At 70.5% G+C, this 25,643-nt stretch carries 20 protein-coding genes; 8 read left to right on the plus strand and 12 right to left on the minus strand.

Annotated features, from left to right (window positions below):
* Positions 1-46 precede the first annotated feature (46 nt).
* Positions 47-1,579: an MFS transporter gene (locus ACH34W_RS21795; RefSeq protein WP_395962795.1), complete on the plus strand. Its 1,533-nt coding sequence runs from the start codon at positions 47-49 to the stop codon at positions 1,577-1,579.
* A 71-nt stretch (positions 1,580-1,650) separates the two neighbouring features.
* On the opposite strand, the gene ACH34W_RS21800 is transcribed toward ACH34W_RS21795, so the two are convergent.
* Positions 1,651-2,217 (minus strand): TetR/AcrR family transcriptional regulator, encoded by a 567-nt coding sequence (locus tag ACH34W_RS21800; RefSeq protein WP_395962796.1) that lies wholly within the window; start codon positions 2,215-2,217, stop codon positions 1,651-1,653.
* A 140-nt stretch (positions 2,218-2,357) separates the two neighbouring features.
* Between ACH34W_RS21800 and ACH34W_RS21805 the strand changes: the two genes are divergently transcribed.
* A complete protein-coding gene (locus ACH34W_RS21805) occupies positions 2,358-3,935 on the plus strand; it encodes a carboxylesterase/lipase family protein (RefSeq protein WP_395962797.1) in 1,578 nt (525 codons plus the stop codon).
* Between the two features lie 56 nt (positions 3,936-3,991).
* On the opposite strand, the gene ACH34W_RS21810 is transcribed toward ACH34W_RS21805, so the two are convergent.
* On the minus strand, positions 3,992-5,206 hold the full coding sequence (locus ACH34W_RS21810; protein ID WP_395962798.1) for an acetyl-CoA C-acetyltransferase: 1,215 nt from the start codon (positions 5,204-5,206) through the stop codon (positions 3,992-3,994).
* A gap of 160 nt (positions 5,207-5,366) precedes the next feature.
* Between ACH34W_RS21810 and ACH34W_RS21815 the strand changes: the two genes are divergently transcribed.
* Positions 5,367-6,917 carry a 3-hydroxyacyl-CoA dehydrogenase gene (locus ACH34W_RS21815; protein WP_395962799.1) on the plus strand — a complete coding sequence of 517 codons (1,551 nt, stop codon included), beginning with the start codon at positions 5,367-5,369 and terminating at the stop codon, positions 6,915-6,917.
* Between the two features lie 30 nt (positions 6,918-6,947).
* Complete coding sequence (locus ACH34W_RS21820) at positions 6,948-8,132, plus strand: acyl-CoA dehydrogenase family protein (RefSeq protein ID WP_395962800.1); 1,185 nt, start codon at positions 6,948-6,950, stop codon at positions 8,130-8,132.
* Positions 8,133-8,201: 69 nt separating this feature from the next.
* On the opposite strand, the gene ACH34W_RS21825 is transcribed toward ACH34W_RS21820, so the two are convergent.
* From ACH34W_RS21825 to ACH34W_RS21835, 3 genes are read right to left on the minus strand one after another with little or no spacing between them, the layout of a single operon-like run.
* A complete protein-coding gene (locus ACH34W_RS21825) occupies positions 8,202-9,254 on the minus strand; it encodes a CU044_5270 family protein (protein ID WP_395962801.1) in 1,053 nt (350 codons plus the stop codon).
* A gap of 2 nt (positions 9,255-9,256) precedes the next feature.
* Positions 9,257-9,892: an RNA polymerase sigma factor gene (locus ACH34W_RS21830; protein ID WP_395962802.1), complete on the minus strand. Its 636-nt coding sequence runs from the start codon at positions 9,890-9,892 to the stop codon at positions 9,257-9,259.
* A gap of 38 nt (positions 9,893-9,930) precedes the next feature.
* Positions 9,931-11,454, minus strand: a complete 1,524-nt coding sequence (locus tag ACH34W_RS21835) for an MFS transporter (RefSeq protein ID WP_395962803.1) — start codon at positions 11,452-11,454, stop codon at positions 9,931-9,933.
* Between the two features lie 111 nt (positions 11,455-11,565).
* Here ACH34W_RS21835 and ACH34W_RS21840 point away from each other — a divergent pair, with 111 nt between their 5' ends.
* Complete coding sequence (locus ACH34W_RS21840) at positions 11,566-12,291, plus strand: TetR/AcrR family transcriptional regulator (protein WP_395962804.1); 726 nt, start codon at positions 11,566-11,568, stop codon at positions 12,289-12,291.
* A gap of 161 nt (positions 12,292-12,452) precedes the next feature.
* On the opposite strand, the gene ACH34W_RS21845 is transcribed toward ACH34W_RS21840, so the two are convergent.
* The 7 genes from ACH34W_RS21845 to ACH34W_RS21875 all read right to left on the minus strand — a co-directional run bounded on the left by ACH34W_RS21845 (position 12,453) and on the right by ACH34W_RS21875 (position 21,365).
* Positions 12,453-13,703 carry a CU044_5270 family protein gene (locus ACH34W_RS21845; protein ID WP_395962805.1) on the minus strand — a complete coding sequence of 417 codons (1,251 nt, stop codon included), beginning with the start codon at positions 13,701-13,703 and terminating at the stop codon, positions 12,453-12,455.
* On the minus strand, positions 13,696-14,289 hold the full coding sequence (locus tag ACH34W_RS21850) for an RNA polymerase sigma factor (protein WP_395962806.1): 594 nt from the start codon (positions 14,287-14,289) through the stop codon (positions 13,696-13,698). Before ACH34W_RS21850 ends, ACH34W_RS21845 begins: the two co-directional genes overlap by 8 nt.
* Before the next feature lie 149 nt (positions 14,290-14,438).
* A complete protein-coding gene (locus ACH34W_RS21855) occupies positions 14,439-15,548 on the minus strand; it encodes a hypothetical protein (RefSeq protein ID WP_395962807.1) in 1,110 nt (369 codons plus the stop codon).
* Complete coding sequence (locus ACH34W_RS21860) at positions 15,545-16,156, minus strand: RNA polymerase sigma factor (protein ID WP_395962808.1); 612 nt, start codon at positions 16,154-16,156, stop codon at positions 15,545-15,547. Before ACH34W_RS21860 ends, ACH34W_RS21855 begins: the two co-directional genes overlap by 4 nt.
* A gap of 83 nt (positions 16,157-16,239) precedes the next feature.
* Positions 16,240-17,223, minus strand: a complete 984-nt coding sequence (locus tag ACH34W_RS21865) for a CU044_5270 family protein (RefSeq protein WP_395962809.1) — start codon at positions 17,221-17,223, stop codon at positions 16,240-16,242.
* Positions 17,220-17,828 carry an RNA polymerase sigma factor gene (locus ACH34W_RS21870; RefSeq protein ID WP_395962810.1) on the minus strand — a complete coding sequence of 203 codons (609 nt, stop codon included), beginning with the start codon at positions 17,826-17,828 and terminating at the stop codon, positions 17,220-17,222. Before ACH34W_RS21870 ends, ACH34W_RS21865 begins: the two co-directional genes overlap by 4 nt.
* A 171-nt stretch (positions 17,829-17,999) precedes the next feature.
* Positions 18,000-21,365 (minus strand): S8 family peptidase, encoded by a 3,366-nt coding sequence (locus ACH34W_RS21875; protein ID WP_395962811.1) that lies wholly within the window; start codon positions 21,363-21,365, stop codon positions 18,000-18,002.
* Positions 21,366-21,859: 494 nt separating this feature from the next.
* Here ACH34W_RS21875 and dnaK point away from each other — a divergent pair, with 494 nt between their 5' ends.
* The 3 genes from dnaK (at position 21,860) to dnaJ (ending at position 25,642) form a co-directional block, all read left to right on the plus strand.
* Complete coding sequence (dnaK, locus tag ACH34W_RS21880; RefSeq protein WP_395962812.1) at positions 21,860-23,725, plus strand: molecular chaperone DnaK; 1,866 nt, start codon at positions 21,860-21,862, stop codon at positions 23,723-23,725.
* On the plus strand, positions 23,722-24,363 hold the full coding sequence (gene grpE / locus ACH34W_RS21885) for a nucleotide exchange factor GrpE (protein ID WP_395962813.1): 642 nt from the start codon (positions 23,722-23,724) through the stop codon (positions 24,361-24,363). The genes dnaK and grpE overlap by 4 nt, the downstream gene beginning before the upstream one ends.
* A gap of 106 nt (positions 24,364-24,469) precedes the next feature.
* The gene (gene dnaJ / locus ACH34W_RS21890; RefSeq protein ID WP_395962814.1) at positions 24,470-25,642 is read left to right on the plus strand and encodes a molecular chaperone DnaJ; all 1,173 of its coding nucleotides are present in this window, start codon (positions 24,470-24,472) and stop codon (positions 25,640-25,642) included.
* Position 25,643: the final 1 nt, after the last annotated feature.

Consider the following 25,643-nt stretch of genomic DNA (forward strand, 5'->3'; position numbering starts at 1 on the left):
GTTCGCAAGACGGGAACGAGGTTCCCATGGAGTGAGGGGTGTTCTGATGGAAGCAGTGGAAGGTCGCAACCCGCGGCGCTGGTGGATCCTCGTCGTGCTGTGCCTGAGCACGCTGGTGCTGGTGATCGACAACATGGTCCTGACCGTGGCGATCCCGCCGCTGGCCGAGGACATCGGCGCGACCCCCCAGGACGCGCAGTGGATCTTGGAGTCCTACATCCTGGTGTTCGCCGGGCTGCTGCTCACCTCGGGCAGCCTGTCCGACCGGTTCGGCCGCCGGAAGGTCATGATCATCGGCTTGGCGCTCTTCGGGATCGCCTCACTGGCCGCGACCTTCGCAACGAGTCCGGAGCAGCTGATCGCGGCCCGGTTCGCCATGGGCATCGGCGGAGCGCTGATCATGCCCAGCACCCTGTCGATCCTGATCACCGTCTTCGACGACGACGAACGCCGCAAGGCCATGGCCGCCTGGTCCGCCGTCGCGATGCTCGGCCTGGTCGGCGGCCCCATCCTTGGCGGCGCCCTCATCTCCGCCTTCTGGTGGGGTGCCGTCTTCCTCATCAACGTCCCGATCGCCGCCGCCGCCATCATCGCCGCCATCGTCCTGATGCCCGAGTCCAAGGGCCCCTGGCAGAAGCCCGACCCCCTCGGCACCGTGCTCTCCGTGGTCGGCATGACCTCCTTGGTCTGGGCCATCATCGAATACCCCAAGCACGGCCTCACCTCGCCCGTCACCCTCACCGCGTTCGGCATCGCACTGGCCTCCCTCACCGCGTTCGTCATCTGGGAGATGCGCACCGACGCGCCGATGGTCCCGCTCAAGCTGTTCCGTGACCGCAACTTCTCCGGCGGCAGCCTCTCGCTGACCCTGGTCCAAGTGGGCAACGGCGGCCTGCTGCTCGTCCTGACCCAGTACCTGCAGTTCGTCCTCGGCTTCTCGGCCACCAAGGCCGGGCTCGCGTTCATCCCGATGGCCGTCTCGTCGCTGTTCTTCAACGGCCTGGGCGCCGCCCTCGGCAACAAGATCGGCAACCGGGTGCCCGCCGCGATCGGCATGCTCGTGGTGGCCGCCGGCTTCGGGATGATGGCCACGCTGTCCCCCGGGGACGGTTTCGCCAAGGTCGCCGTCGCGCTGCTGGTCTTCGGCGCCGGCGCCGGGCTGGCCCAGCCCGCGATCGTCGCCGCGCTGATGGGCGCCGTCCCCGCCGAGCAGGCCGGAGTCGGCTCCGCCCTCAACGACACCATCCAGCAGGCTGGCGCCGCCCTCGGCATCGCGATCCTCGGCAGCGTGGTGGCGAGCGCCTACACCGGCGCCATGCCGGATGACGCTCCCGAGGGCGCCCGCCACAACATCAGCGAGGCCCTCGCCCTCGGTGACAGCGGGCTGGCCACCACCGCCCGCGAGGCCTTCACCACCGCGATGTCCAGCGCCTTCACCATCAGCGCCGCCGGCGTCGTAGCCGCCGCGGTCCTGGCCTTCCTGGTGATGCGCGACAAGAAGAAGACCACCCCGAACGAGACGGCCCCGAACGCGACTGCCCCGGCCGAGGAGCGGGTCGCCACGGCGCTGAGCCACTGATCGCCCGCCCCTCCTCCGCGCAACCGCCCCGCCGATCCAATCGGCGGGGCGGTTCCGCGTTCCGTGGACGGCTACTCGTCAGGCAGGTAAGCGCTCAGGGCGCGCAGGCCAGCCAGGACCTCCTCGGCAGTCGGGGCGGATTCGGGGTCAGTGAGGTGCTGCATCATCACACCGCTGACCAGGGCCAACTGCACCGCTCCGAGTGAACGGACGGTCTCTTCGGGCAGGTCCTCCTCCGCCTCACCCGTGACCACACGCGCCATGCCGCTGCGCCCCTGCCCCTGACCCGCGGCCATCTGCGCGCGCAACTCCGAATCCCGTTGCGCCCGGAGCACGGTTTCGAGGTTGGCGATCCAGAAAGTCCGGTTGGTCGAGAACGACGCGACCAAGCGCCGCCAGAGAGCAGCAAAGGCCGCCGCGTCGCCGGCCTCCTCGTGCTCGCCGATGAACGCGTCGCCGCCATCGAGCGCCTGGAAGAGCGCCTCGTTCAGCAGCGCATCCTTCGACCCGAAGTGGTAGCCGATGGCGGCCATGCTCACGCCCGCCGCCGACGCGAGGTCGCGCACGGTCGTGCGTTCGTAGCCCTTCTCGAACAGGCACTGCTTGGCGGCCTCGAGCAGCTTCTCCCGGTTGCCCATGGCACGACACTACCAACGATCTGGGACGAGTGTCTTACGCGGACGCCTTGCACACGCGTCTTGCGCGTTTGCCCAAATTCGGGCTACAGTCCTCCCACTGACAGAGCAAGCCCGGTTGGGAGCAGGAATTGAGCACGAAGATGAGCAACAAGAGGCGTCAATCCGCCGCGGTCGCCGTCGCGGTCGTTGCGACCTTCGGCGGCACGGTCGCGGTGGGTTCCGCCACTGCGGCACCGAGCGCCCCCACGCGGGTCATGACCGTTGAGGGCCCGCTGCGGGGTGCGGTCTCCGGGGATGTCCGCACGTTCCAGGGCATCCCCTACGCGGCGCCACCGACCGGTGCTCTGCGGTGGAAGTCACCGCGACCGGTCACGCCCTGGTCGGCTCCCTTGGACGCGCGACAGCCGCGCAGCGCCTGTCCGCAACCCTCCGACCAGCCGATCGCCGTGCCCGGCACAAGCGGCGAGGACTGCCTGTACGCGAACGTGACGACTCCGGCGAAGGCCGCGAAGCGCCTGCCGGTGATCGTGTGGATCCACGGCGGCAGCTTCGTCTACGGCGACGGGGCGACCTACAAGGCCGCCAAGCTGGCGACCAGGGGCAACGCGGTCGTCGTGACCGTCAACTACCGGCTGGGCGTCTTCGGTTTCCTCTCCCACCCGGGCCTGCGCGCCCCGGCCAACCTGGGGCTCCTGGACCAGCAGGCGGCGCTCAGGTGGGTGCGGCGCAACGCGGCCGCGTTCGGCGGCGACGCCCGCAATGTGACGATCATGGGCCAGTCGGGCGGCGGGTACAGCGTCTGCGCTCAGCTCGCGTCACCTGGCGCTCGCGGCCTGTTCGCCAAGGCGATCGTCCAGAGCGCGGGATGCGCCGGGAAGGACGGCTCGATGTCAGTGAAGCAGGCGCATGACAACGGCATCGCCACTGCCAAGGCACTCCACTGCGGTGACGTGGCCGACGCCGACGCGTGCCTGCGGCGCGTGAAGACGGACGACCTGATCAAGGCCACCGCTGCGGGCCACGAGGGTTACCGTCCCGTCGTCGACGGCACGGTCCTGCCCCTGGCTCCGGCGCGTGCCCTCGCCACCGGCCGATTCCATCGGGTGCCGGTGCTGCATGGTTCCACGCACGACGAGATGAGCGGCCCGGTCGGGGCTGAGGAGGCGATGACCGGCAAACCGCTCACGCCTGAGGGTTACGCCGAGAAGGTCAACGAGTCGTTCAGCGACGACGCGGCGGCGGTGCTCGCCGAATACCCCGCCGGGAGCCACGGCTCGCCCGGCGCCACGCTCGCGGCGGTGCTCACCGACTCCGAGTGGTCGACCGCCGCCTTCGACACCCAGCGCACGCTCGCCCGCCATGTGCCGGTCTACGCGTACGACTTCGCCGACGCGGACGCCCCGTACTTCAAGGGCTTCCCCCGGCCGAAGAGCTTCTCCCTCGGCACCGGGCACATGATCGACCTCGCGTACCTCTTCGAGAACGACCTGTTCGAGCCGCTCAACGAACGTCAGGGCGGGCTCTCGGACACGGTGATCTCCTACTGGAGCCGCTTCGCGCACACCGGGCGGCCCGGCGGGCACGGGACGCCGGCGTGGCAGCGATTCACGCCGCGCGACGCGTACGTCCAGAAGCTCGCCTCCGGGAAGGACGGCATCGGCCGCACCGACTTCGCCGCCGACCACCACTACGCGTTCTGGAAGTCGCTCCAGCGATGACACCCTGTTCGGGCGCGTGGACTCCTTGCCGAACGGCTAGGAGTCCACGCGAACGGCTAGGAGTCCACGCGTTCGAATACGGCGGCCAGGCCTTGGCCGCCGCCGATGCACATGGTCTCCAGGCCGTAGCGGGCGCCGCGCCGGTCCATTTCCCGGGCGAGGGTAGCCAGGATCCGGCCGCCGGTCGCGCCGACCGGGTGGCCGAGTGAGATGCCGGAGCCGTTGACGTTGGTGCGGTCCCAGTCGGCGTCCTTGAATCCCCACTCGCGGCTGACGGCAAGCACCTGGGCGGCGAACGCCTCGTTCAGCTCGATCAGATCGATGTCGGCCAGCGTCAGCCCGGCCGCCTCCAGTGCCCTGGCCGTGGCAGGCACCGGCCCGATGCCCATGGTGCGCGGCGGCACCCCGGAACGCGCCCACGACACCAGCCGGACGAGAGGACGAAGGCCCAGCTCGGCAGCCCGTTCCGGCGTCGTCACCACGGCCACCGCGGCGGCGTCGTTCTGGCCGCTGGCGTTCCCGGCGGTGACCGTCGCCTCGGGGTCGGCCTTACCCAGCACCGGCTTCAGCTTGGCCAGGCTCTCCACGGTCGTGCCGGGACGCGGGTGCTCGTCGGCGTCCACGACGGTCTCGCCCTTGCGGGAGCGGACGGTCACCGGCACGATCTCGTCGGCGAAGCGGCCCTCCTTCTGGGCGGCCACAGCCCGCTCGTGCGAGCGTACGGCCAGCTCGTCCTGTTCAAGGCGCCCGATGCCGTACTCGCGACGGAGGTTCTCGGCGGTCTCCAGCATCCCGCCGGGCACGGGGTGGTTGACGCCGCCCGCCGTGACCCTGCCGCGGGCCAGGGCGTCGTGCAGTTCGAGCCCGGCACCGCGGATGCCCCAGCGCGCCTCCGTCGTGTAGAACGGCGCGGTGCTCATGCTCTCGGTGCCCCCGGCGAGGATGAGCTCGCTGACGCCGGTCTGCACTTGCATGGCGGCGTTCAGCACGGCCTGGAGGCCGGAGCCGCAGCGCCGGTCGACCTGGCTGCCGCCCACCTCGACCGGGAGCCCGGCGTCGAGCGCCGCGACCCGGCCGATCGCGGGAGCGTCGGAGTTCGGGTTGCACTGGCCGAGGATCACTTCGTCCACCGCGTCGCCGGGCAGCCCGGTGCGCGCGAGCACCGCCTTGATCACAGTGGCGGCCAGCTCGACCGGCGACACCGTCGTGAACACCCCGCCGAACCGGCCGATCGGGGTGCGCACCGGCTCACAGATCACCGCTTCGCGCATCGTTTGCTCCTTACGCTGGTGTTTCTCGCAGGCTACGGTTCCGGACGGCCCGCACTCCATCGTCCTTCCACTGAGTGGTTGAGTGGCAGGGGCCGGTGGCGTGGGCCACATCACGTATGAATATATTTCTAGAATGTCTTTCTAAGATGAGGGGTCGGGCATGGAGCAGTGGGCGCGGCAGGTATCGGCGATCAGGGTCATCGGCACCGGGGTGATGGGGCGCGGCATCGCCCAGCTCGCGGCGGCGGCCGGGATCACCGTGGAGCTCGCCGATGCCCGCACCGAAGCCGTGGACGAGGCCATTTCCTACATCGGCGGGATGTACGACAAGCTCGCCGCCAAGGGCCGGATGAGCGAGCAGGACGCGGCGGCGGCGAAGACGCGACTCCGTCCGTTGAACGACCCGCTCGCCGCGGCACCGGACTGCGATCTTGTGATCGAGGCCGTACGCGAGGACCTGGAGACCAAGCGGGAGCTCTTCGCCGCCCTGGAGAAGGTCGTCGGCGAGCGGACCGTCCTCGCCACCAACACCAGCTCGCTCTTGGTCACCGCGATCGCCACCGCGCTGTCCGACCCGTCCCGCCTGGCCGGACTGCACTTCTTCAACCCGGTCCCGCTGATGCGCCTGGTCGAGGTCATCGCCGGCGCCCGCACGGCCGGCTGGATCCCGGACGCCCTGACCGATCTCGTTCGGCGTATGGGACACGAGCCCGTGCGCGCTCCCGACACTCCCGGCTTCCTCGTCAACCACGCCGGTCGCGGCCTGCCCACCGAGGCGCTGCAGATCCTCTCCGAGGGCATCGCCGAGCCCGTGGACATCGACCGCATCGCCCGCGACGTGCTCGGCCTCAAGATGGGCCCGTTCGAGCTCATGGACCTGACCGGCCTGGACGTGTCCCATCCCGTTCTGGAGACCGTCTGGTCCGGCTTCTACAACGAGCCGCGCCTCCGCCCGTCCCACATCACCCGTGCCCGCTACGAGGCCGGGCTCCTCGGCCGCAAGACCGGCGAGGGCTTCTACAAGTACGTGGACGGCGCCAAGCAGGAGCCGCCCGAGCCCACCCCGCCGTCCGCCGCGCCCCGTCCGATCTGGGTGGATGTCGAAACCGACTCGGAGGCGCGCGACCGGCTCAACGCCCTGCTGCTGGAGACCGACGTCACGGTCGAACACGGCAAGGAGCCGTCCGACGAGGCGATCGTCCTGACCGCCCCATACGGTTCGAGCGTCACGACACACGGAAGCATCCACGATCTGCCGCTGGAACGCACCTTCGGCGTCGATCCGCTCGGCGGCTTCGCCTCTCGCCTCACACTGGCGGTCCATCCCGGCACGGACCCCGCCGCCGGTCGATCCGCCCTCGCCGCCCTGGCCTCCACCGGACGCCCGGTCACCGTGGTCCGGGACGCTCCTGGATCGGTGGCCCAGCGGCTCCTCGCCTCGATCGTGAACGTCGCGTGCAGCATCGCCGAGCAGCGCCTGGCAGATCCACGCGACATCGACACCGCCGTACGGCTGGGGCTCGGGTATCCGCGCGGTCCGCTGGAGTGGGGCGACCACGTAGGCCCGGAGACCGTCCGGAGCATCCTGGTCAGACTCCAGCGGGGCACCAACGACCCGCGTTACCGGCCGAGCCAGTGGCTGGTCGAGCGCGCGAAGGCGGGACTGCCGTTGACCTCCATCGGGACGACCCCCGCCGACCTCTACCGCTAAGGCCGACGTTTACCGCTAAGGACGTACGACATGGACTTGGAACTCAACGAGACCCAGGCCGCCTTCCGGAAGATGGCGGCGGAGTTCGTGGACGCGGAGATCGTGCCCAACGTGCGGGAGTGGGACCGGCGTGAGGAGGTCGATCTCGGAATCGTGCGGCGCCTGGGCGAGCTAGGCTTCCTCGCCCTCGGAATTCCGGAGGAGTACGGCGGCGTCGAGTGCGACATGGTCGGCTACACGACGGTGATCGAGGAGCTCGGGCGGGGCGACTCGTCGGTGCGCGGCATCGTGTCGGTGTCGCTCGGGCTCGTGGCCAAGTCGATCGCCGCGCACGGCACCGAGGCGCAGAAGCAGGAGTGGTTGCCGCAGCTCACCAGCGGCGAGGCGCTCGCCTGCTTCGCGCTGACCGAGCCAGGCACAGGCTCGGACGCCGGGTCGCTGATCAGCCGGGCGCGCCGGGACATGAAGGGGGCAGGGGAGGCGGGCGGGTGGGTGTTGAACGGTCAGAAGACGTTCATCACCAACGGCACGTGGGCGAAGGTCGCGCTGGTGTTCGCCCGGACGAGCGACGACGGCGGTCGCGGGGTCACGGCCTTCCTCGTCCCGACCGACCTGCCCGGCTTCACCGCCAACACCATCCACGGCAAGCTCGGCCTGCGCGGCCAGGCCACCGCCGAGCTCGTCCTCGAAGACGTCCGTGTGCCGGACTCAGCGCGGCTCGGCGAGGTCGGCAAGGGCCTCGGCATCGCGCTCGGGGCGCTCACCAAGGGCCGCATCTCGGTCGCGGCGGGCGCCACCGGCCTCGCGCAGGGTGCGTTGAACGCGGCGGTGAAGTACGCGGGTGAACGTGAGCAGTTCGGCCGCCCGATCGCCGCGTTCCAGCTCGTCCAGGAGTTGCTCGCCGACTCGGCCGTGGAGGTCGAGGCCGCACGGCTGCTCACCTGGCGGGCCGCGTCGATGGCCGACCGGGGCGCCGGACGTCAGGACCTGGCCACCGCCGCCTCGATGGCGAAGTACCACGCCAGCGAGACGGCGGTGAAGGTGTCCAACAACGCGCTCCAGGTCTTCGGCGGCTACGGCTACACCGACGAGACCCCAGTCGGGAAGTACGTGCGCGACGCCCGCGTCCTCACCCTCTACGAGGGCACCAGCCAGATGCAGAAGCTCATCATCGGCCGGGCACTGACGGGCATCGACGCCCTCGTCCCCCGCTAGAACTCGCCCCTAGGGGCGTGTGCCTGGCGGAGCCCTTAAGCGTGCGCCTGGCGTGTCCTTAGGCGTTGCCTAGCCGAGCTTGCCGAGCGGGTAGTCCGGGACCGTGTTCGTCCAGCCGTACGAGACGATCGCGCGGTAGCCGGTCACGGTCGCGGGCTTGCGCACATCTTGGTGCGCCAGCACGCGCCCGGTCGCCGGGTCGATCACCAGCCACTCCTCGTGCTGGCCGCCCTTGACGACCGGGCGGGCGATCGCCGTGCCCTTCCGGCCGAGCGGGTCGGTGACCTGGCCGACGACTCGGAGCCCCGGGTCGGTGGCGAGCAGCCGGTAGGTCGCGCCGAGCGCCTTCGGCGACGCGGGCGTGATGCCGATCTTCTGCGCGTTGCCGAACAGCCATTCCGCAGGGTCGATCGAGCCGCCCTCGGCCTTCTCCAACCGCTTGAGCGTTCGCGTCAGGAAGGCCTTGAGGGTCTGCGGGTCCTCCGGCAGCCTGCGCACGTCCGGCGGCGTGAGGCTGCCCCATTCCTGGAGGCGGAACGCGTGCCCGCCCGGCACCTTGACCTTCGTCCAGCCGGTCGGGCCGCTGTCGGTGGTGCGTTCGGGCTGCGGCTTGCCGCCGTTCTGGATGGTCCTCGGGCCGCCCTCAGGCGCGGGACCGAGGTAGCGGCTGCCCAGGCTGCGTTCTGCGGACCATGCCTCGCGGCCCGGTCCGGCGTCCCACCACCCCGACTGCCTGCTTGTATCGAACTCGCCCTTGCCCAAAGTCATCGTGTGGCGCTCCTGCGACACCATGTGCCAGTACTTCCCCTGGGTGAGCGGCGTCCGTTCGACCTTCGACGCCGCCGAGAGCAGCACCGTACGGGCCGACATCGGCACCGCCGATCTGGAGGCGTCGGGCGCGCGGGGCGTCGTGCCGGAGGACATCCCGACCGCGATGGCCGTCACCGCGGCGACCGCCCCGGCGGCCAGCGCCGGAGCCGCGATGCTCCAGCGCGGCATCGAGAACCGTGGCGTCCGCCTGGGCGACCGGACCTCCCGCACCAGCCGCGCACGTCCTTCCTCGACCGACCGTTCGGACGGCTGCTCGTCGAGCAGCGTGCTGATCATCCGCATTTCGTCCATCGCTACAGACCTTCCAGTTCGAGGGCGGCGCGCAGCTTGCGGCGCGCGCGGTTGAGACGGGAGCCGACCGTGCCGTACGGGATGCCCAGCGCGGCCGCGACCTCGTCATGGCCGAGTTCGCTCAAGGCCACGAGGAGCACGACGTCGCGTTCCTTCGCCGACAGTGCGGCGAGCGCCCGGGCAAGCTGCGGCTGGAGGCCTTCGGCGGTCACCCACGTGACGACCCGTTCCTCGTGGCTGCCGAGCGCGGGATCGGCCCCGACCTTGGCGAGGGCCTGGTAGCGGCGGGTCTCGGCGCGGCGGTGCTGCGATACGAGCTTCGTCGCGATGCCGAAGAGCCATGACCGCAACGAGCCCTTGCCCCCGTCGAAGCTCTTGCGCCGCCGGAACGCGGCCAGGAAGGTCTCGGCGGCGATGTCGTCGGCCTGCTGCGAGCCGAGGCGGCCCGCGACATAGCGATAGATGACCGTGTAATGGCGGTCGTAGACGGCGGTGAAACGTTCGGGGTCGTGCAACGACTCACTGATGAGCCGCGCGTCCTCCGTGTTGATCGCGTGATGCGGTGAATGCACGTGATGCGCCGCTCCGGAGTCCGACGTTCGGTCGTCGTCGGGCGGCGCATCCACGGGGTAGGTCATGGGGGAACCTTCCGGGATCATGTGTCCGGCTGTCACCCCTACTCCGTCGCTGCGGCCGATCTCTTTCGCTCCGGAGGGCCATCGATTTCCGCGGGCTCGTCATGGCGAGCACGGAAGAGGACCAGGGACAGCAACGAGGCGGCGAGCGTCAGCGCGGCGGCGGAGTACGCGCCGACCGACAGGCCGTGCACGAACGCGTCGCGGGCGGCGTCGGCGAGGGCGGAATCACCGAAACCGAGCGCCTCGCCCAGCGAGTGGCGCGCGGCGGCGGGCGCGTCACCGGGCAGTTCGCGAGCGTAGGCGGCGGAGATGAGGCTGCCGAGCACCGCGACGCCGAGCGCGTTGCCGATCTCCTGTCCCGAGTCGTTCACCGCCGAGCCGATGCCCGCCTCCTCACGCGGAAGGGCGGCCATGAGCGTGCTGTACGCGGGCGGGGAGCCCATGCCCGCGCCGAGCCCGAGAACCGTGAGGCCGGCCACGATCGCGGAGTAGCCGTCGCCCGGTGCGACCATGCCGACGAGCCCGAAGCCGATCGCGATGGCGAAGAAGCCCAGCGTGAGGACGGTCCGGCTGCCGAGCTTGGCGTCCAGGCTCGCACCGAGGCCGTTGCCGACTCCGGCGGCGATCGCGACCGGCAGCAGGGCGAGACCGGCCTTCAGCGGCCCATAGCCCAGGACGAGCTGGAGAAACTGCGTGAGCGCGAAGAGCGTGCCGGCGATCGAGAACGAGAAGACCGCGATCATCAGCGCGGCACCGCTGAATTCGCGGCGCCGCAGCAACCGCAGGTCGAGCATCGGCTCGGGGTTGCGGGCCTGCCACACGACGAAGCCGCCGAGTGCCAGGACGGCCACGACCAGGCCGCCCGCCGTCCGGGTGCCGGTCCAGCCGTGTTCCGGGCCGGAGATGATCGCCCAGACGAGCGCGGACATGCCGAGCGTCGACAGCAGCGCGCCGGGGACGTCCGGGCGGCGGCGCGGCCCGCGCGACTCCGGTACCAGGACGAGCAGCCCGATCACCGCCACCACGGCGACGGGCACGTTGACCAGGAAGACCGAGCCCCACCAGAAGTGCTCCAGCAGCAGGCCGCCCAGCGTGGGCCCGGCCGCGACGCCGACCATCGAGGTGGCGCCCCAGATCCCGAACGCCTTGGCGCGCTCGTCCGGCGCGAACACCTGGGCCATGATCGACAGCGTTCCCGGCATCAGGAACGCGCCACCGACGCCCATCAGCGCGCGCATCGCGACGAGCATGCCCGGCCCGTCGGCGAACGCCGCGAACGCCGAACCGCCGCCGAACAGGGCGAACCCGATGAGCATCGCGCGCCGCCGGCCGAAGCGGTCGCCGAGACTCCCGGCGGTGAGCAGCAGTCCCGCGAAGACGAGCGAGTAGGCGTCGATCACCCACTGCACGTCCGAGGTCGTCGCAGGCAGATCGGCGAGCAGGGACGGGATCGCCACGTTCAGGATCGTGTTGTCCACCACGACCACGAAAAGGCTGAGGCACAGCACGCCGAGGATCTGCCAGCGGCGGGGATGCGGGGTGAACGTCTCGGGAGGGGACATCGGCTCTCTTCTCTCGTACAGTGTTCGAGTTGACTCGCACACTGTACGAGCAAGGTCGCACACCGTTCAAGTCCCGGTACCCTGTACGAGAACCGCGAGGAAGGACTGCCCATGGCGGAGCGACCGACGTCGGTCTGGACACGGCCGCAGAAGGCACGCCGGGAGCAGCCCACTCTCGGCCGCGACCAGATCGTGGCGGCGGCGCTCGAACTGCTCGACGCCGAGGGCCTCAACGGGCTGAGCATGCGCCGCCTCGGCACGCGGCTGAACGCTGGAGCGACCACTGTCTACTGGCATGTGGCGAACAAGGACGAGCTTCTGGAGCTCGCGCTCGACCACGTCATGGCCGAGGTCCACACGCCCGACCCCGCCGGGCACGGCTGGCGGGCCGCCGTCATCGGATACGCGGGCAGCCTGCGCACGATGATCCACCGGCACCCCTGGACGGTGCCGCTCTTCGGCAGCCGTCCCATGCTCGGCCCGAACGCCGCCCGCGCGATGGACGAGCTCCTCGGCGCCTGCGACCAGGCCGGATTCAGCGCGTACGACCTGGAGTACGCGCAGGCGGTCGTCAACGACTACGTGATCGGCGCGGCGGGCAGCGAGGCGAGCTGGCGCGCCAACCAACAGGAGTTCAGTGCCGAGGACTGGATGGCCTCCATGGGGCCCTACCTGGAGGTGAACGACGAGCGGCACCCGCGCCTGACCGCCCACCTTCGGGAGGTATGGGCCAAGGAAACCAACGAGGTCATGGAGGGCCGGTTCGCCTTCGGGCTCGGCTGCCTCCTGGACGGCCTCGAAGCCCGGGCGCAAGACCGCGCCCCCGGAGTCCGTTGACTGCGAGGGCGCGATCCTTGGAGTCCGTTGACTCCGGGGGCGCGATCCTTGGAGTCCGTTGACTGCGGGGGCGCGGTCCTGGAGTCCGTTGACTCGGGGGCGCGGTTCTGGAAGCACGCCGTCGGCCTAGGTCAGAAGGGCAACTCCACCAGTGGCTTGGGTCAGAAGGGCAGCTCCACCAGTGGCTTGGGCTGGCTGTCGGTCCACCCGGCGTCCCGAGTGGCCCAATAGTCGATCACGAACCCGGGCTTCTGCATGCGGTACGGGCCGCCCGGCTTCGTCAGCACCGATTGGTCCGAGAGCACCTCACCGGTCTGGGGATCGATGATGATCTCGCCGCGTGAGCCGAAGTCCCCCTTCTCCGCCTCGGGCTCGTTCGAGAAGGTCGGCAGCGGCACATCGCGTTTGCGCTGCGGCGTGTCGATGGTCACCGCCACACCTCTGCGACCGAGCGGGTCGGTCTTCTCGCCCACCACCCGCGCGTCGGGCTGAGCGGCCAGCGCCCGGAGGAGCCCTGCGCGTACCTGGGGCGATACCGGGATGTTCAGGAGCCCGACCACGTGGCGGGCGGCGGAGTCCACCCCATCGCCGGGCCTTCTCCCCGGCGGCGGCGGCCAAGGCTTGGAATCGCGGAGCAGTTCGGCCAGCTTCGCCGGCTCGGGGGACAGCTCGCGCACCTGCCGGGTCGTCATCGTTCTGCCCCGGACAGAGAACGATCCACCGCCACGCGGGTCGGGGTCGTCCGCCCTCCACGGAGTGGCCCGCCGGCCGTAGATCTGGAAATGGTCGTTGGACCAGACCCGGAACATCGCCGGTGACCCCGCACGCCGCCAGCCCGCCTCGTCCGCCGCGGTCAGCGGCCTGGCGGGGAGGTGACGTCCATAGGACCCGGTGCCGTCGCCCTTCTTGGCACCCAACCATTTGAAGTACTCGGTGTGCGCCCCGACGATCGCGTACTCGCCGGTCTTCGCGCGGATGATGTAGGACTGCCCGGAGACCATGCTGGTGTACCAATAACGGCCCCGCGTCGCCGGGAGGCGTTCGGCCCGGGCGGCCACCGCGAGCAACAGGTCGCGCCCCGCCTGCGCACCCGGCCCGCCCGCCGGACCGCGGTCCGGCTCTGCGGGCGCGCCGCCCAGGAGCACGATGCCGGTGACCGCCGCCGCGGCCGCGGCGACCATGCCCAGCCCCGCCTGCGCACGCCATCCGAACCGGCGGCGCCGACCTGGCGTCGGCTCGTCCGTCGGCCCCACAGTGATCACTTGAACGTCGTCTGTGGCCTCTCCCACTGGTCCGGCGAAGTCGAGGCGGTCCGATCCACGGTCCAGCAGCGCGCGGGCGCGGGCGATCTCGTCCGGTGTGGGCGGCGCCGGCTGTCCGTACGCCTCGCGGACGATCCGCGTCTCATCCATGGTCGTCCTCCAGATCGAGCATCGGGTTGGTCCCGCCCAGCGCCTCGCGCACCTTCTTCCTGGCCCTGCTCAGCCGCGATCCGACCGTCCCGTACGGGATGTCCAGCGCCGCCGCGACCTCCTCGTGGCTGAGGTCGGCGAGCGCGACGAGCAGCAACACGTCGCGGTCACCTTGCGACAGCCTCGCTATGGCGTCGGCCAGCGCGCCGCGCAGGCCCTCGGCGCTCACCTGGTCGTCGACACGGTCGGCATGTCCCTCAGCGCGGTCGGCCGCCCTGCCGAGCCGCGCCCGCGCACGGAGGCCGCGTACCTCGCTGCGCTGGTGCTTCCCGATGAGGTTGGTGGCGATCCCGTAGAGCCACGTCCGGACGCCCGACCGCGCCTCGTCGTAGCGGTGGCGCTTGTTGAACGCCTCCAGGAACGTCTGGGACGCGACGTCGTACGCCGCGTCCCGGCCGAGGCGCTTCGCCGCGTACCCGTGGATCTCCCGGAAGTACGTGTCGAAGACCTCGCCGAACCGTTCGGGATCATGCAGGGACGCCGCCGCGCGTGGCGGCGCGGCGGCGAGGGATTTCCCTGTCGTCATCTGATGCCTTTCCGTGGCACGGGTGGCGGTCACAGGACGTATCACCCGATGCCCGGAATCACTTTCACACCCGCGCCCTCACAGCCCCGTGCCCTCACACCGCCGCGCCCTCACACCCGCGCCACGGACGGCGATCAGCGCGACGGCGATCAGCGGGGCGGCGCCTCGTTCGTCCAGCCCGCGTCCAGCACCGCGCGGCGCTCGACCACCGCGCCGGGCTGCACACCGGGGAAGCGGCCTCCCTTGGTGACGACCACATACTGCTTGCCCAGCACCCGGTACGTCTTCGGATCGATGATGAGCTGGACGTCGAAGACGCCGTCCGCGCCGCCGATGGTCCTTCCGCGCCCCACGAGCGCGATCCCGGTGCGGCCGCGCATGTCCCGCACGCCGTCGACCATCGTGATCCCCGGCTGCCCGGCCAGCAGCCGGAACACCGCCGCGCGCACCTTGGGCGAGGCCGCCTTCGTCAGCACGTCAAAGCTGCCGAGCAACCTGTTCGCCGGGTCGATGTGCAACGGCCGGTCACCGAGCCGTGCCTGCTGCTGCTGTTCCGGGAAGAGCAGCCGCTCCAGCCCGCCGGGCTGGGACGCGAGCTTCTCGCGCTCCATCCACGGCTCGACCTCGCACTTGCACAGCCGCTTCCGTTCGGCGCCGGTCGTGCGGAAGGTCTCTCTCGCACCCGGCCCGGACATCGTCAGCGTGATCGTGCGCGGATCGTCGGCCGTCCGCACGCGGACCGTCCGCGGCGAGCCCGCCTTGCGCCACGCCGCCTGGTCGGTGTCGGTCGCCGGGCCGATGCCCAGCGAGCGGTGGTACGCGACGTACGTGTCGGAAATGGAACGCGGAGTCCACTCGTCGCTTTCCGACTTACGGGCGACGACATAGCCGCCGGGCGCCGCGTACACGACCGGCTCAGCGACCGTTCGCGTCCGGTAGTAGCGCCCCACCTGCTCACGTTCCGCTTGGGCCGCGGCGGCGAGCAGAATAGTGTCACGGCCGTTCTCCGTGGTCGGGATCAGTCCCGGACCAGGCGACTCCGGCCCGCCCCCTCCGCCCAACGTGGTGACGGCCACCGTGACCGCCGCGGCGGTGGCCACGAACCCGGCGAGCCCGGCCTGCAACCGCCACGGCCGCCGCTGCCCGCGCTCGTCCTCCTCCGTCATGCGTTCGCGGGCGGCCGCCACGATCTGCGCGCTGGGCGCGGGCGGATCGTCGAACAACGCCCGCACTTCGGTGAGCTCGTTCAGGTCGGTCATCGGGTCCTCTCCTCGTCGCGCAGTGGATTGGTCCCGCCAAGTGCCTCGCGCAGTTTCTTTCGAGCCCGGTTGAACCGCGAGCACACCGTGCCGAAGGGGACGCCCAGCGCCTGAGCGACCTCCTCGTACGACAGCTCGGCCAGCACCACCAGCAGCAGCACGTCGCGCTGCTTGGCGGGCAGGCCCGCGACCGCGTCGGCCAGCGGGCCCCTGACCTGCTGCTGTGCGCTCACCCGCGCGGCGACCCGGTCCTCGTGGCCGGTCGCGCCACCATCGATCGGCAGGCGCGCGAGGGCGCGGTACTTCCGCGTCTCGTCGCGCCGGTGCCGGCCGATGAGATTGGTGGCGATGCCGTACAGCCAGGGCCGGGCGTCGCCGCGGGTCAGGTCGTAGGTCCGGCGTTTGCGGAACGCGGCGTGGAACGTCTCGGCGGCGATGTCGTCGGCGACATGCACGTCGAGGCGGCGCGCCACGTACCGGTGGATCTCCGCGAAGTAGGCGTCGAAGATCGCGCCGAACCGTTCGGGCTCATGCCAGGACCGTTCGATGACCGACGCGTCGTCCACCCCCTCAGGTGAGGGGGTGGCGACCTCGGGGGGAGCGGTCATGCGTGGCTCCTTCAAGATGAGGCCTCATCCATCGGCGTGGACAGATTTACCCCTTCTCATCCGAAGGCCGCTCCGCACTTCCATCAGGGGGCTTTAGGGATGCTGGGCCGCTCGTCCGTCCAGACGGCCTCCAGGAAGATCACTCTATGGAGCCTGCGCATTTTCGAGAGGACGGCGTACTCGGCAAGGAGCATCCCCGTGTTGGGGTCCACCAGGACCCGTTGGACGCCCTTGGGGTCGAATCGCAGCTCCCGCCCCACCCGTCCCTCGCTGTCCCGGACGTTGCCGCCGCTCTTGATACCCGGTCGCGCCGCCAGGGCACGGAACGCGGCGGCGCGGGTCTTGGGCAGCGCGGGCGTCTGGGCGAGCAACCCCACGAGGAAGCGGTCCACGAATGACTCACGGTAGCTCTCACTGGCCCGTGGGAAGTGCTTCTTGGCAGCCCCTCGTGCCCAGGCGACGACACCTCTGGGATCAGCGGGGATCCCACGGATCTCCTGAAGAGAGAAGGATTGATCCACGATCGAGAAGGGACGTGACGACGGGCGTGAAGGCTTCCCCAAACCCGCATTGCCCTTGTACGGGCCCTCCAGGTGACGGCTGCCGCCTTGGTACCGGCCGTCCTTGCCGAACCAGTAGACATCCAACTGCCTGTACGTCGCGGTGCCCCTCGTCCAGCTCTCCCGGATGCTGGTCACACGCCAGTACGCACCGTCGGTCAACGACTTTCGCTCCGCCGTGTCCGCGGCCGCCAGCAGGACCTGCTGCGTCGACATCGTGTCCAGCGCGAGCGCACGCGGAGTCGAGGCCGAGCGCGTGGGGCCGGGCTCGGGAGTTTCGCCGCCCGTCACGGTCACGGCGGCCGCCGCTACGGCCGCCGCCGTGGCCAGGGCCGCAAGGCCGAGCGGAATGGTCCAGGGCACTCGCCGGCGACGGCGGGTGCGGCGACGGGAGTGCGGGCGGCCGGAGATCTCGTCGTCCAGACGGGCGAGGGCGTGGGCGGAGACCTGGGGGGTCGGCGGGGGCGGTTCCTGGAGCAGGTCGCGGACCAGTTTCATCTCGTTCATGCGGGCGACTCCTCAGTGGTGAGCGTGGGGTTGACCCCGCCCAGCGCCTCACGAAGTTTTCTCCGAGCCCGGTTCAGCCGTGAGGCCACCGTTCCGTTCTTGAGATCCAGCGCCTGCGCGACCTCGTCGTAGCTCAGGTCGGCGAGCGCCACCAGCAGCAGCACGTCCCGGTCGCCTGCGGGCAGCCGCGCCAGCGCCCCGGCGAGCTCCTTGCCGACCTCGCCGGCGCTCACCTGGGCGGCGACACGTTCCTCGTGACCGGGGGCGACGTGCTCGGCGGGTGTCCTGGCGAGCGCCCGGAAGAAGCGCCGCTCCGAACGCCGGTGCACGGACACCAGGTTGGTGGCGATCCCGTAGAGCCAGGGCCGGACGGCTCCCTTGGCGGGATCGAAGCGGTCGCGCCTGCGGAACGCCGCGAGGAACGTCTCGGCGGCGATGTCGTCGGCGGCGTCGGTGCCGAGCCGCCGAGCGACATAACGATGGATCTCGTCGAAGTACCGGTGGAAGATCTCGGCGAACACCTCGGGCTCATGCCACGACTTCTCGATCACGGCCGCGTCGCCGTCCGGGGCTCTGGCGGCATGCGAAGCGTGGCTCTCGTTCATGTGGGTCCTTCTGTGGGGGGCCGGTCACCCTGTTCTCATCCGGAACCCCGACCGCCCTTCACACGGGATCTCTTCCTACACCCGGACAGCACTCGGCCGCGGCTCCCGGGAGGTGTGGGAGGGAGCCGCGGCCGAGGTTTCCGGGTAGGTCAGTGGTGGGTTATCGGTGGGTCAGCGGACGTTGTAGGTCCTGATGATCTGCTGGTCGATGGTGCTGCCGCCCGCGTCACCGGCGGCGACACGGAGCGAGACCGACTGGCCCTTGACCGGGGCCGGGAGCGGTGCCGAGAAACGGCCGCCGCCGAGCGCCTTGACCGTGACGGGCGTCCAGGTCTTGCCGTCGTCGATCGACGTCCAGAACTTCAGGCCGGTGACCTTGGCGGTGCCGCTGCCCTTGACGCGTGCGACCGTGAAGACGGCGGGCTTGCCCACCGGCTGGTTGCGCAGGTCGAGTCCGAGGTCGTAGTCCACGGTCAGCAGCGGCAGCCGTTCGGTGCCGGTCCCGGCCGGCGCCTTCGACCGGAACGTCCAGTCGGTCGAGGTCCGGGTGGAAACGGGCAGCACGGCCGAGGTGTCGTTCTCGTAGTGGAGCCGGTAGGTCGCAGCCGACGTCGGGACCGTGAAGCGGGCACCCCGCGCGGCCACCTCCCGGATCTTGTCGTCTCCGGCGTAGAGGGTCATCGTCCGCTTGGTGGGGTCAGGCTGCTGCGGGAGGTCGCAGTCGAATCCGTCGGGCCGGGTCTGCAGGTCGACCAGGACGACGGTCATGACGCCGCGCGACCGGACAGACGCGGGCGGCTCGCAGCCACTCACCATCACGGTGGTCGCGGAGTTGGGGCCCGGCCGCATCGGCAAACGGCCCCAGGTCTTGGTGACCCGGCTGCCGGGCTTGAGCGGAGAGAACGGCTCCTGGTCCACCCAGCCGTCCATGGCCCCGGGGAACGCCTCGTCGTTCCACAGGAGCCCACGTCCGGCGGACACGTAGTCGGTGCGAGTGGTGCCCGTGGGAACGTTGCCGTCGCCCTCCTGGAGCAGGACGCCCTCGGGTGTCATGCCATAGCGCTTCTGCCCGTCCTGCTTGGTCGTGTCTCCGTCGAGGGCGGCGAAGCGCTGGTCGATACGGGCGAGCCGTGCCTGGACGGCAGGAGTGACGACGAACGTCGGGTCGGCGGGGACCCGGTCGCCCATCGGCTCCAGGAGGTCCCACACGGTGCCCGGCGCCTTGAGCCGGAAGGCGCTGTACGCCTTGAAGGTGCCTGCCGTGACCGCCTCGGTCGGCTGTGCGTACACCTTCTCCGCGGAGCTGAGCGCGTAGACGGAATCGCCCCACAGGGCCTGCCCATTGCCGCGAACGTAATGCACGGCGGCCATGGTCGTCTCGGTCTCCTTGCCGGGGACCGTGGCCTTGACCTCCTTGGACCCGGCGCCGTCGAGGGTGACGGTGACGTCGCGGTCCACCAAGACCTCGGGGTCGCCGACGAGCGCGGCCCGCTGCTTGCCGTCGGTGCTGTCGGTCACCGCGCCCATGACGCTGTAACGACCGCTCGGAACCCGGAGCTTCGCCGTGCCGCTCGGGTCGGTCTCGGTGGTGCTGACGTACTGGGCCGCGTCATCCAGGTTGAGGACGCCGGTGTAGGCGGAGAAGGCGCCCTCCGGGGTGTCCGGCAGCGCGGTCGCCTTGACCGTCAGGGTGTGGCTGGGCGGCTCGACGTAGAACGTGACGAGCGTGCGAGGCCCGCCCTTGGCGTCGACCTCCGCCGCGTACAGGCCCGGCTTGGCCTTGAGCTTGGCGACGTCGATCTGCAGTGTCGCCGTGGCGGTGCCGTTGGCGGGGACGTCGACCTTGGTCTCCGACAGCGTCGCCGCGCCGTCGACCACACCGCCGCCGTTACGGCGGAGGAGCCGCACGGAGAGCGGCAGGCTCACGGCCTTGCGCCCGGTCCAGCTCACCTTGGTGGTCAACGTCCCGGTCTGCGGGTAGGCGGCAGTGCCCAGGTGGGCCACGCCCGTCGACGACACCGCGGGTGCGGTGACGGCGGTCCCGGCGTTCAGGCGGCCGGTGCCGCGTTCGAACGCGTCGCCGCCCTTCGCCGAGTCGGCCGCACCGGTCAGCGCCGACTTGAGCTGCGCCGCCTTCCAGTCCGGATGCCGCTGGGCGACGAGGGCCGCGGCACCCGCGACGTGCGGCGTCGCCATGGAGGTACCGGAGGCGGCAGTGTAGCGCTCGTCCACCGGCTCGCCCATCGTGGTGCCCGCAGCGCGCGCGGCGACGATGTCCACGCCCGGCGCGACGATCTCCGGCTTGGCCGCGTACCGGCCGGGGCGCGGTCCCCGCGAGGAGAACTCCGCGAGGGTGTCCTTGCCGTCGACGGCGCCCACGGTCAGCGCCGAGTCGGCGGCGGCAGGAGTCGAGATATCGGCCAGGCCGCCGCTGTTGCCGGCGGCCACCACGAACAACGAGCCATGCTCGGCGGTCAGCTTGTCCACTGCCTGCGACACCGGGTCGGTGCCGTCGGAGGGATCGGAGGCGCCCAGGCTCATGTTCACGATCTTGGCGCGCGGGGCGGCCCACTCGGCCCCGGCGATGACGTCGGAGAGCTCGCCCTCGCCCTCGTCGTTCAGGACCTTGCCGATCAGCAGGGACGCGTCCGGCGCGACGCCCGTGCGCTCGCCGCCCGCCGCCTTGCCGGTGCCCGCGACCGTGGCCGCGACATGGGTGCCGTGCCCGGCGCGGTCCACGACGTCCGGGGACGTGCTGAAGTTCTTGGTCTCGGTGATGCGCCCGGCCAGGTCCGGGTGCGTGGCGTCGACTCCGGTGTCGAGCACGGCGACGTTGATCCCGCGCCCGGTGAATCCCGCCTTCCAGGCGACCGGCACCCCGACCTGCGTGAGATTCCGGTCCTGCTTGGGCGCAAGGATGGCCGACGAGGACACCGTCGGCGAGGACACGGTCGGCGAGGACGAGGTCTTGACCTTCTGATCCAGCCAGATGTGCCGGATGCCGCTCGACCGGCTTGTGAGGGCCGGGCCCAGCCGCACTCCCTGTCCCTTCGGCTGGCGCACGGCGACCGCCCCGATGCTGGACAGCTCGCGCTCCTGGCGGGCCCCGAGCGTCCGCACGCCCGCGTTCCCCGCCACGATCAGCGGCAGCTCCTTGCTCCGCGCGTCGTCGTACCCCTGCCGGATCAACGTGGTCACGTCGAACAGGCGGGGGTCGAGGACCCGGCCCACCTGCGACGCGACGTCCACCGGCGTCACGACCACGTGCCCGTTCGGACGGAACGAGGTGTGGAACAGCTTGTTGGCCCTCCCCTTGCCCGGCTTCACCGACACCATGGGCAGGCGTCCCTTGACGGTGCTGACCTTCACCACGTCACCCGTCACCAGGGTGACCGTCCAGGATTTGCCGGCGGGGAGCACGCCCGACCCCTTCGGCGCGGTCCCGCCCGCCTGCGCGGTCGCCATGGGCAGGACCGCCAGGCCGCCGCCTGCCAGCACCACGCAGAGCGCCACCCGCCCCGCAGTTCTTCGTCCCACCAGACCTCCTCGTGATGATCGTCCAGAGATGATCACCCGAAGTGCCGATCACCTTTCCCGGACTTTGATCACAAAGAGGTCCCTTCGGACGGCCGGTTCTTACAGGCGCCGCGTTCTTCCGGGCGCCGCGTCCTCCCGGGCGCCGCGTCCTCCCGGGCGCTGGACCCTTACGGACACCCGGTCTCCTTCCTGAGGGCGAGGCGCCGGGGCCGGAGCTCCTCCGGGGTGAGGAAAACGGCCCTGAGGAGGCTGTGGACGGGAACGGGAATGCCCCGCTCACTCGTCCTGTTAGAGAGAACAGCAGTAAAGTTGAGTCGGGTCGACTCAAGTCATTTGACAAGTGGATCCGTACCAGGCAATCTTGCGGACTGGAGACTCAGCCGGCCGCCCTCCGGGGGCGACGGCGGCCGGGTCTCCTTCCGACGCAACACACAACGCACCACACACAACGCACCACACTCGACGAAGCAGCATCACGACGGAGGACGAGAGACATGGCACGTGCGGTCGGCATCGACCTCGGGACGACCAACTCGGTCGTCGCGATCCTTGAGGGTGGCGAGCCCACCGTCATCGCCAACGCGGAGGGGTCGCGGACCACGCCGTCCGTCGTCGCCTTCGCCAAGAACGGCGAGGTCCTGGTAGGCGAGGTGGCCAAGCGCCAGGCCGTGACCAACGTTGATCGCACCATCCGGTCGGTCAAGCGTGAGATGGGCACGGACTGGAAGGAGACCATCGACGGCAAGGACTTCACCCCGCAGCAGATCAGCGCGTTCGTGCTGCAGAAGCTGAAGAGGGACGCCGAGTCCTACCTCGGTGAGACCGTCACCGACGCGGTCATCACCGTCCCGGCGTACTTCTCGGACCACCAGCGCCAGGCCACCAAGGAGGCCGGCCAGATCGCGGGGCTCAACGTCCTGCGGATCATCAACGAGCCGACGTCCGCGGCGCTGGCCTACCACCTGGAGAAGGAGAACGAGGCCACGATCCTCGTCTTCGACCTCGGTGGCGGCACCTTCGACGTCTCCCTGCTCGAAGTGGGCGACGGCGTGGTGGAGGTCAAGGCCACCAGCGGTGACAACCACCTCGGCGGCGACGACTGGGACCAGAAGGTCGTCGACTGGCTGGTCGGGAAGTTCAAGAACGCCAACGGCGTCGACCTCTCCAAGGACAAGATGGCCCTCCAGCGCCTGCGTGAGGCCGCGGAGAAGGCCAAGATCGAGCTGTCCAGCTCGACCGAGACCCAGATCAACCTGCCCTACATCACCGCCTCGTCCGAGGGGCCGCTGCACCTGGACGAGAAGCTCAGCCGCGCCGAGTTCCAGCGGCTCACCACCGACCTGCTCGAGCGCACGAAGGCGCCGTTCCACAACGTGCTCAAGGACGCGGGCATCTCCGTCGACGGCATCCACCAGGTCGTCCTGGTCGGCGGCTCGACCCGCATGCCCGCCGTCTCCGAGCTCGTCAAGGAGCTGACCGGCGGCAAGGAGCCCAACAAGGGCGTCAACCCCGACGAGGTCGTGGCCATCGGCGCCAGCCTCCAGGCGGGCGTGCTCAAGGGCGAGGTCAAGGACGTCCTCCTGCTGGACGTGACCCCGCTGTCGCTGGGCATCGAGACCAAGGGCGGCATCTTCACCAAGATCATCGAGCGGAACACCACGATCCCGACCAAGCGGTCGGAGACGTTCACCACCGCCGACGACAACCAGCCGTCCGTGGAGATCCAGGTCTTCCAGGGCGAGCGCGAGATCGCCGCGTACAACAAGAAGCTCGGCACCTTCCAGCTCACCGGCCTGCCGCCGGCGCCGCGCGGCGTCCCGCAGATCGAGGTCACCTTCGACATCGACGCCAACGGCATCGTCAACGTCAGTGCCAAGGACCAGGGCACCGGCCGCGAGCAGTCGATGGTCATCACGGGCGGCTCGGCGCTGCCCAAGGACGACATCGAGAAGATGATGCGCGAGGCCGAGGAGTACGCCGAGGAGGACCGCAAGCGCAAGGAGGAGGCCGAGGTCCGCAACCAGGCCGACACCCTCGCCTACTCGACCGAGAAGTTCCTGCGGGAGAACGACGAGAAGGTCCCCGAGGAGCTCAAGAAGGAGGTCGGGGACGCGGTCGCCGACGTCAAGAAGAACCTCGAGGGCACCGACGTCGACGCGATCCGCACCAGCGCCGAGAAGCTCGCCCAGGTGAGCCAGAAGATGGGCGCCGCGATGTACGCGCAGAACCCCGAGGGCGCCTCGGCCGCCGGTGACGCCGGCCCGACCGCGGGCGACCAGGACGGCGCGCAGGCGCAGGACGACGAGGTCGTCGACGCCGAGATCGTGGACGACGACAAGCCGAAGGACGGTGCCGCGTGACGAACCCTCCCATCGAGGGCGAGGAGCGCGAGGGTCCGGTGATCCGCGACAAGCGGCGCATCGATCCCCAGACCGGCAAGGTCCGGGAGCCGGCGGAGCAGCCGGCCCCCGGCCCCCCGGGGGGTGGGAGCGCCGCGGCCTCAGCGGGCACCATGACCAGCGAGGAGACACAGGCCCTCAAGACGCAGCTCGACGAGCGCACCCTGGACCTCAAGCGGCTCAAGGCGGAGTACGACAACTACCGCAAGCGAGTCGAGCGGGACCGGGTGGCCGTTCGCGAGCAGGCCCTCGCCAACGTGCTCAACGAACTCCTTCCGGTGCTCGACGACATCGGCCGGGCCCGTGACCACGAGGAGCTCACCGGCGGCTTCAAGTCGGTGGGCGAGGCGCTGGAGGCGGTGACCGGCAAGCTCGGGTTGGAACGCTTCGGCGAGAAGGGCGAGCCCTTCGACCCGGTGGTGCACGAGGCGCTGATGCACGCGTACTCGGCCGACGTGACCGAGACGAGCGTGGTGGACGTACTCCAGCCCGGTTACCGCATCGGCGAGCGGGTCCTGCGACCCGCCCGTGTCGCGGTGGCCGAGCCCGATCCCGACGCCGACGCCGTCGACGGCGAGAGCGGCGGCGAAGGCGAGTGACCCGGGTCCGGGTGGTCCCGTTCCTTCCTCCGGGGAACGGGGCCACCCGGGGGTCAAGTTAGACGGATGACGAAGACGCAGTGGCACTAGCAGAAAGCGGGGCGCCGTGAGCACCAAGGACTACCTGGAGAAGGACTACTACAAGGTCCTGGGTGTCTCGAAGTCCGCCTCGCAGGACGAGATCAAGAAGTCCTACCGCAAGCTGGCGCGCAAGTACCACCCGGACGCCAACAAGGGTGACGTCGACTCCGAGGAGAAGTTCAAGGAGGTCTCCGAGGCCTACGACGTCCTCTCCGACGAGAAGCGCCGCAAGGAGTACGACTCCATGCGGGCCATGCCCGGTGGCTTCCGCGGCCAGCAGGGCGGCGGCTTCGGTTTCGACCTGGGCGACCTCTTCGGGCAGACCGGGACCTCTGGTGGCGCGGGTGGCGCCGGCGAGCGCATAGGCGACATCTTCGGCGGCCTGTTCAACCGCGGCGGCGGGGCCGGGAGCCGGACGGCCGGCACGCGGCGCGCACGGCGCGGGTCGGACGTCGAGACCGACGTGACGTTGTCGTTCGGCCGCTCGATGAACGGCGTGACCGTCCCCATCAAGCTGACCAGCGAGGCCGCCTGCCCGACCTGCCGCGGCACCGGCGCCAAGGCCGGGACCGTGCCACGGGTCTGCCCCTCCTGTGAGGGCACCGGGCACGAGACGCGCAACCTGGGCAACTTCGGCTTCCAGGAGCCGTGCAGGGAATGCCGCGGTCGCGGGCTCGTCGTCGACGACCCGTGCACCACGTGCCACGGCAGCGGCCGCGCGACCGGCACCCGGACGATCCAGGCCCGTATCCCGGCGGGTGTCGCCGACGGGCAGAAGATCCGGCTGAAGGGCAAGGGCGCACCCGGCGAGAACGGCGGCCCGGCCGGCGACCTCTACGTGAACATCAAGGTCCTGCCGCACAAGGCGTTCGGCCGCAGCGGCGACAACCTGACCCTGACGGTCCCGGTGACGTTCCCCGAGGCCGCGCTGGGCGCCGAGATCAAGGTGCCCACGTTCCAGGGCCAGCCGGTGACGTTGCGCCTGCCGGAGGGCACACCCAACGGCCGCACGCTCCGCGTGAAGGGCCGCGGCGCTCCCCGCCGCGACGGCACCAAGGGCGACCTGCTCGTCACGCTCGACGTGCAGGTGCCGCAGAAGCTCGACGACACGACCCGCGAGGCACTGGAGCGGCTGCGCGCCGCCGGTGACGGCGAGGACCTGCGCAGCGAGTTGCTCCAGCAGGCCCGAGAGGAGTGAT

The sequence above is a fragment of the Actinomadura sp. 6N118 genome (assembly GCF_044326415.1).
Classification (GTDB): domain Bacteria; phylum Actinomycetota; class Actinomycetes; order Streptosporangiales; family Streptosporangiaceae; genus Spirillospora.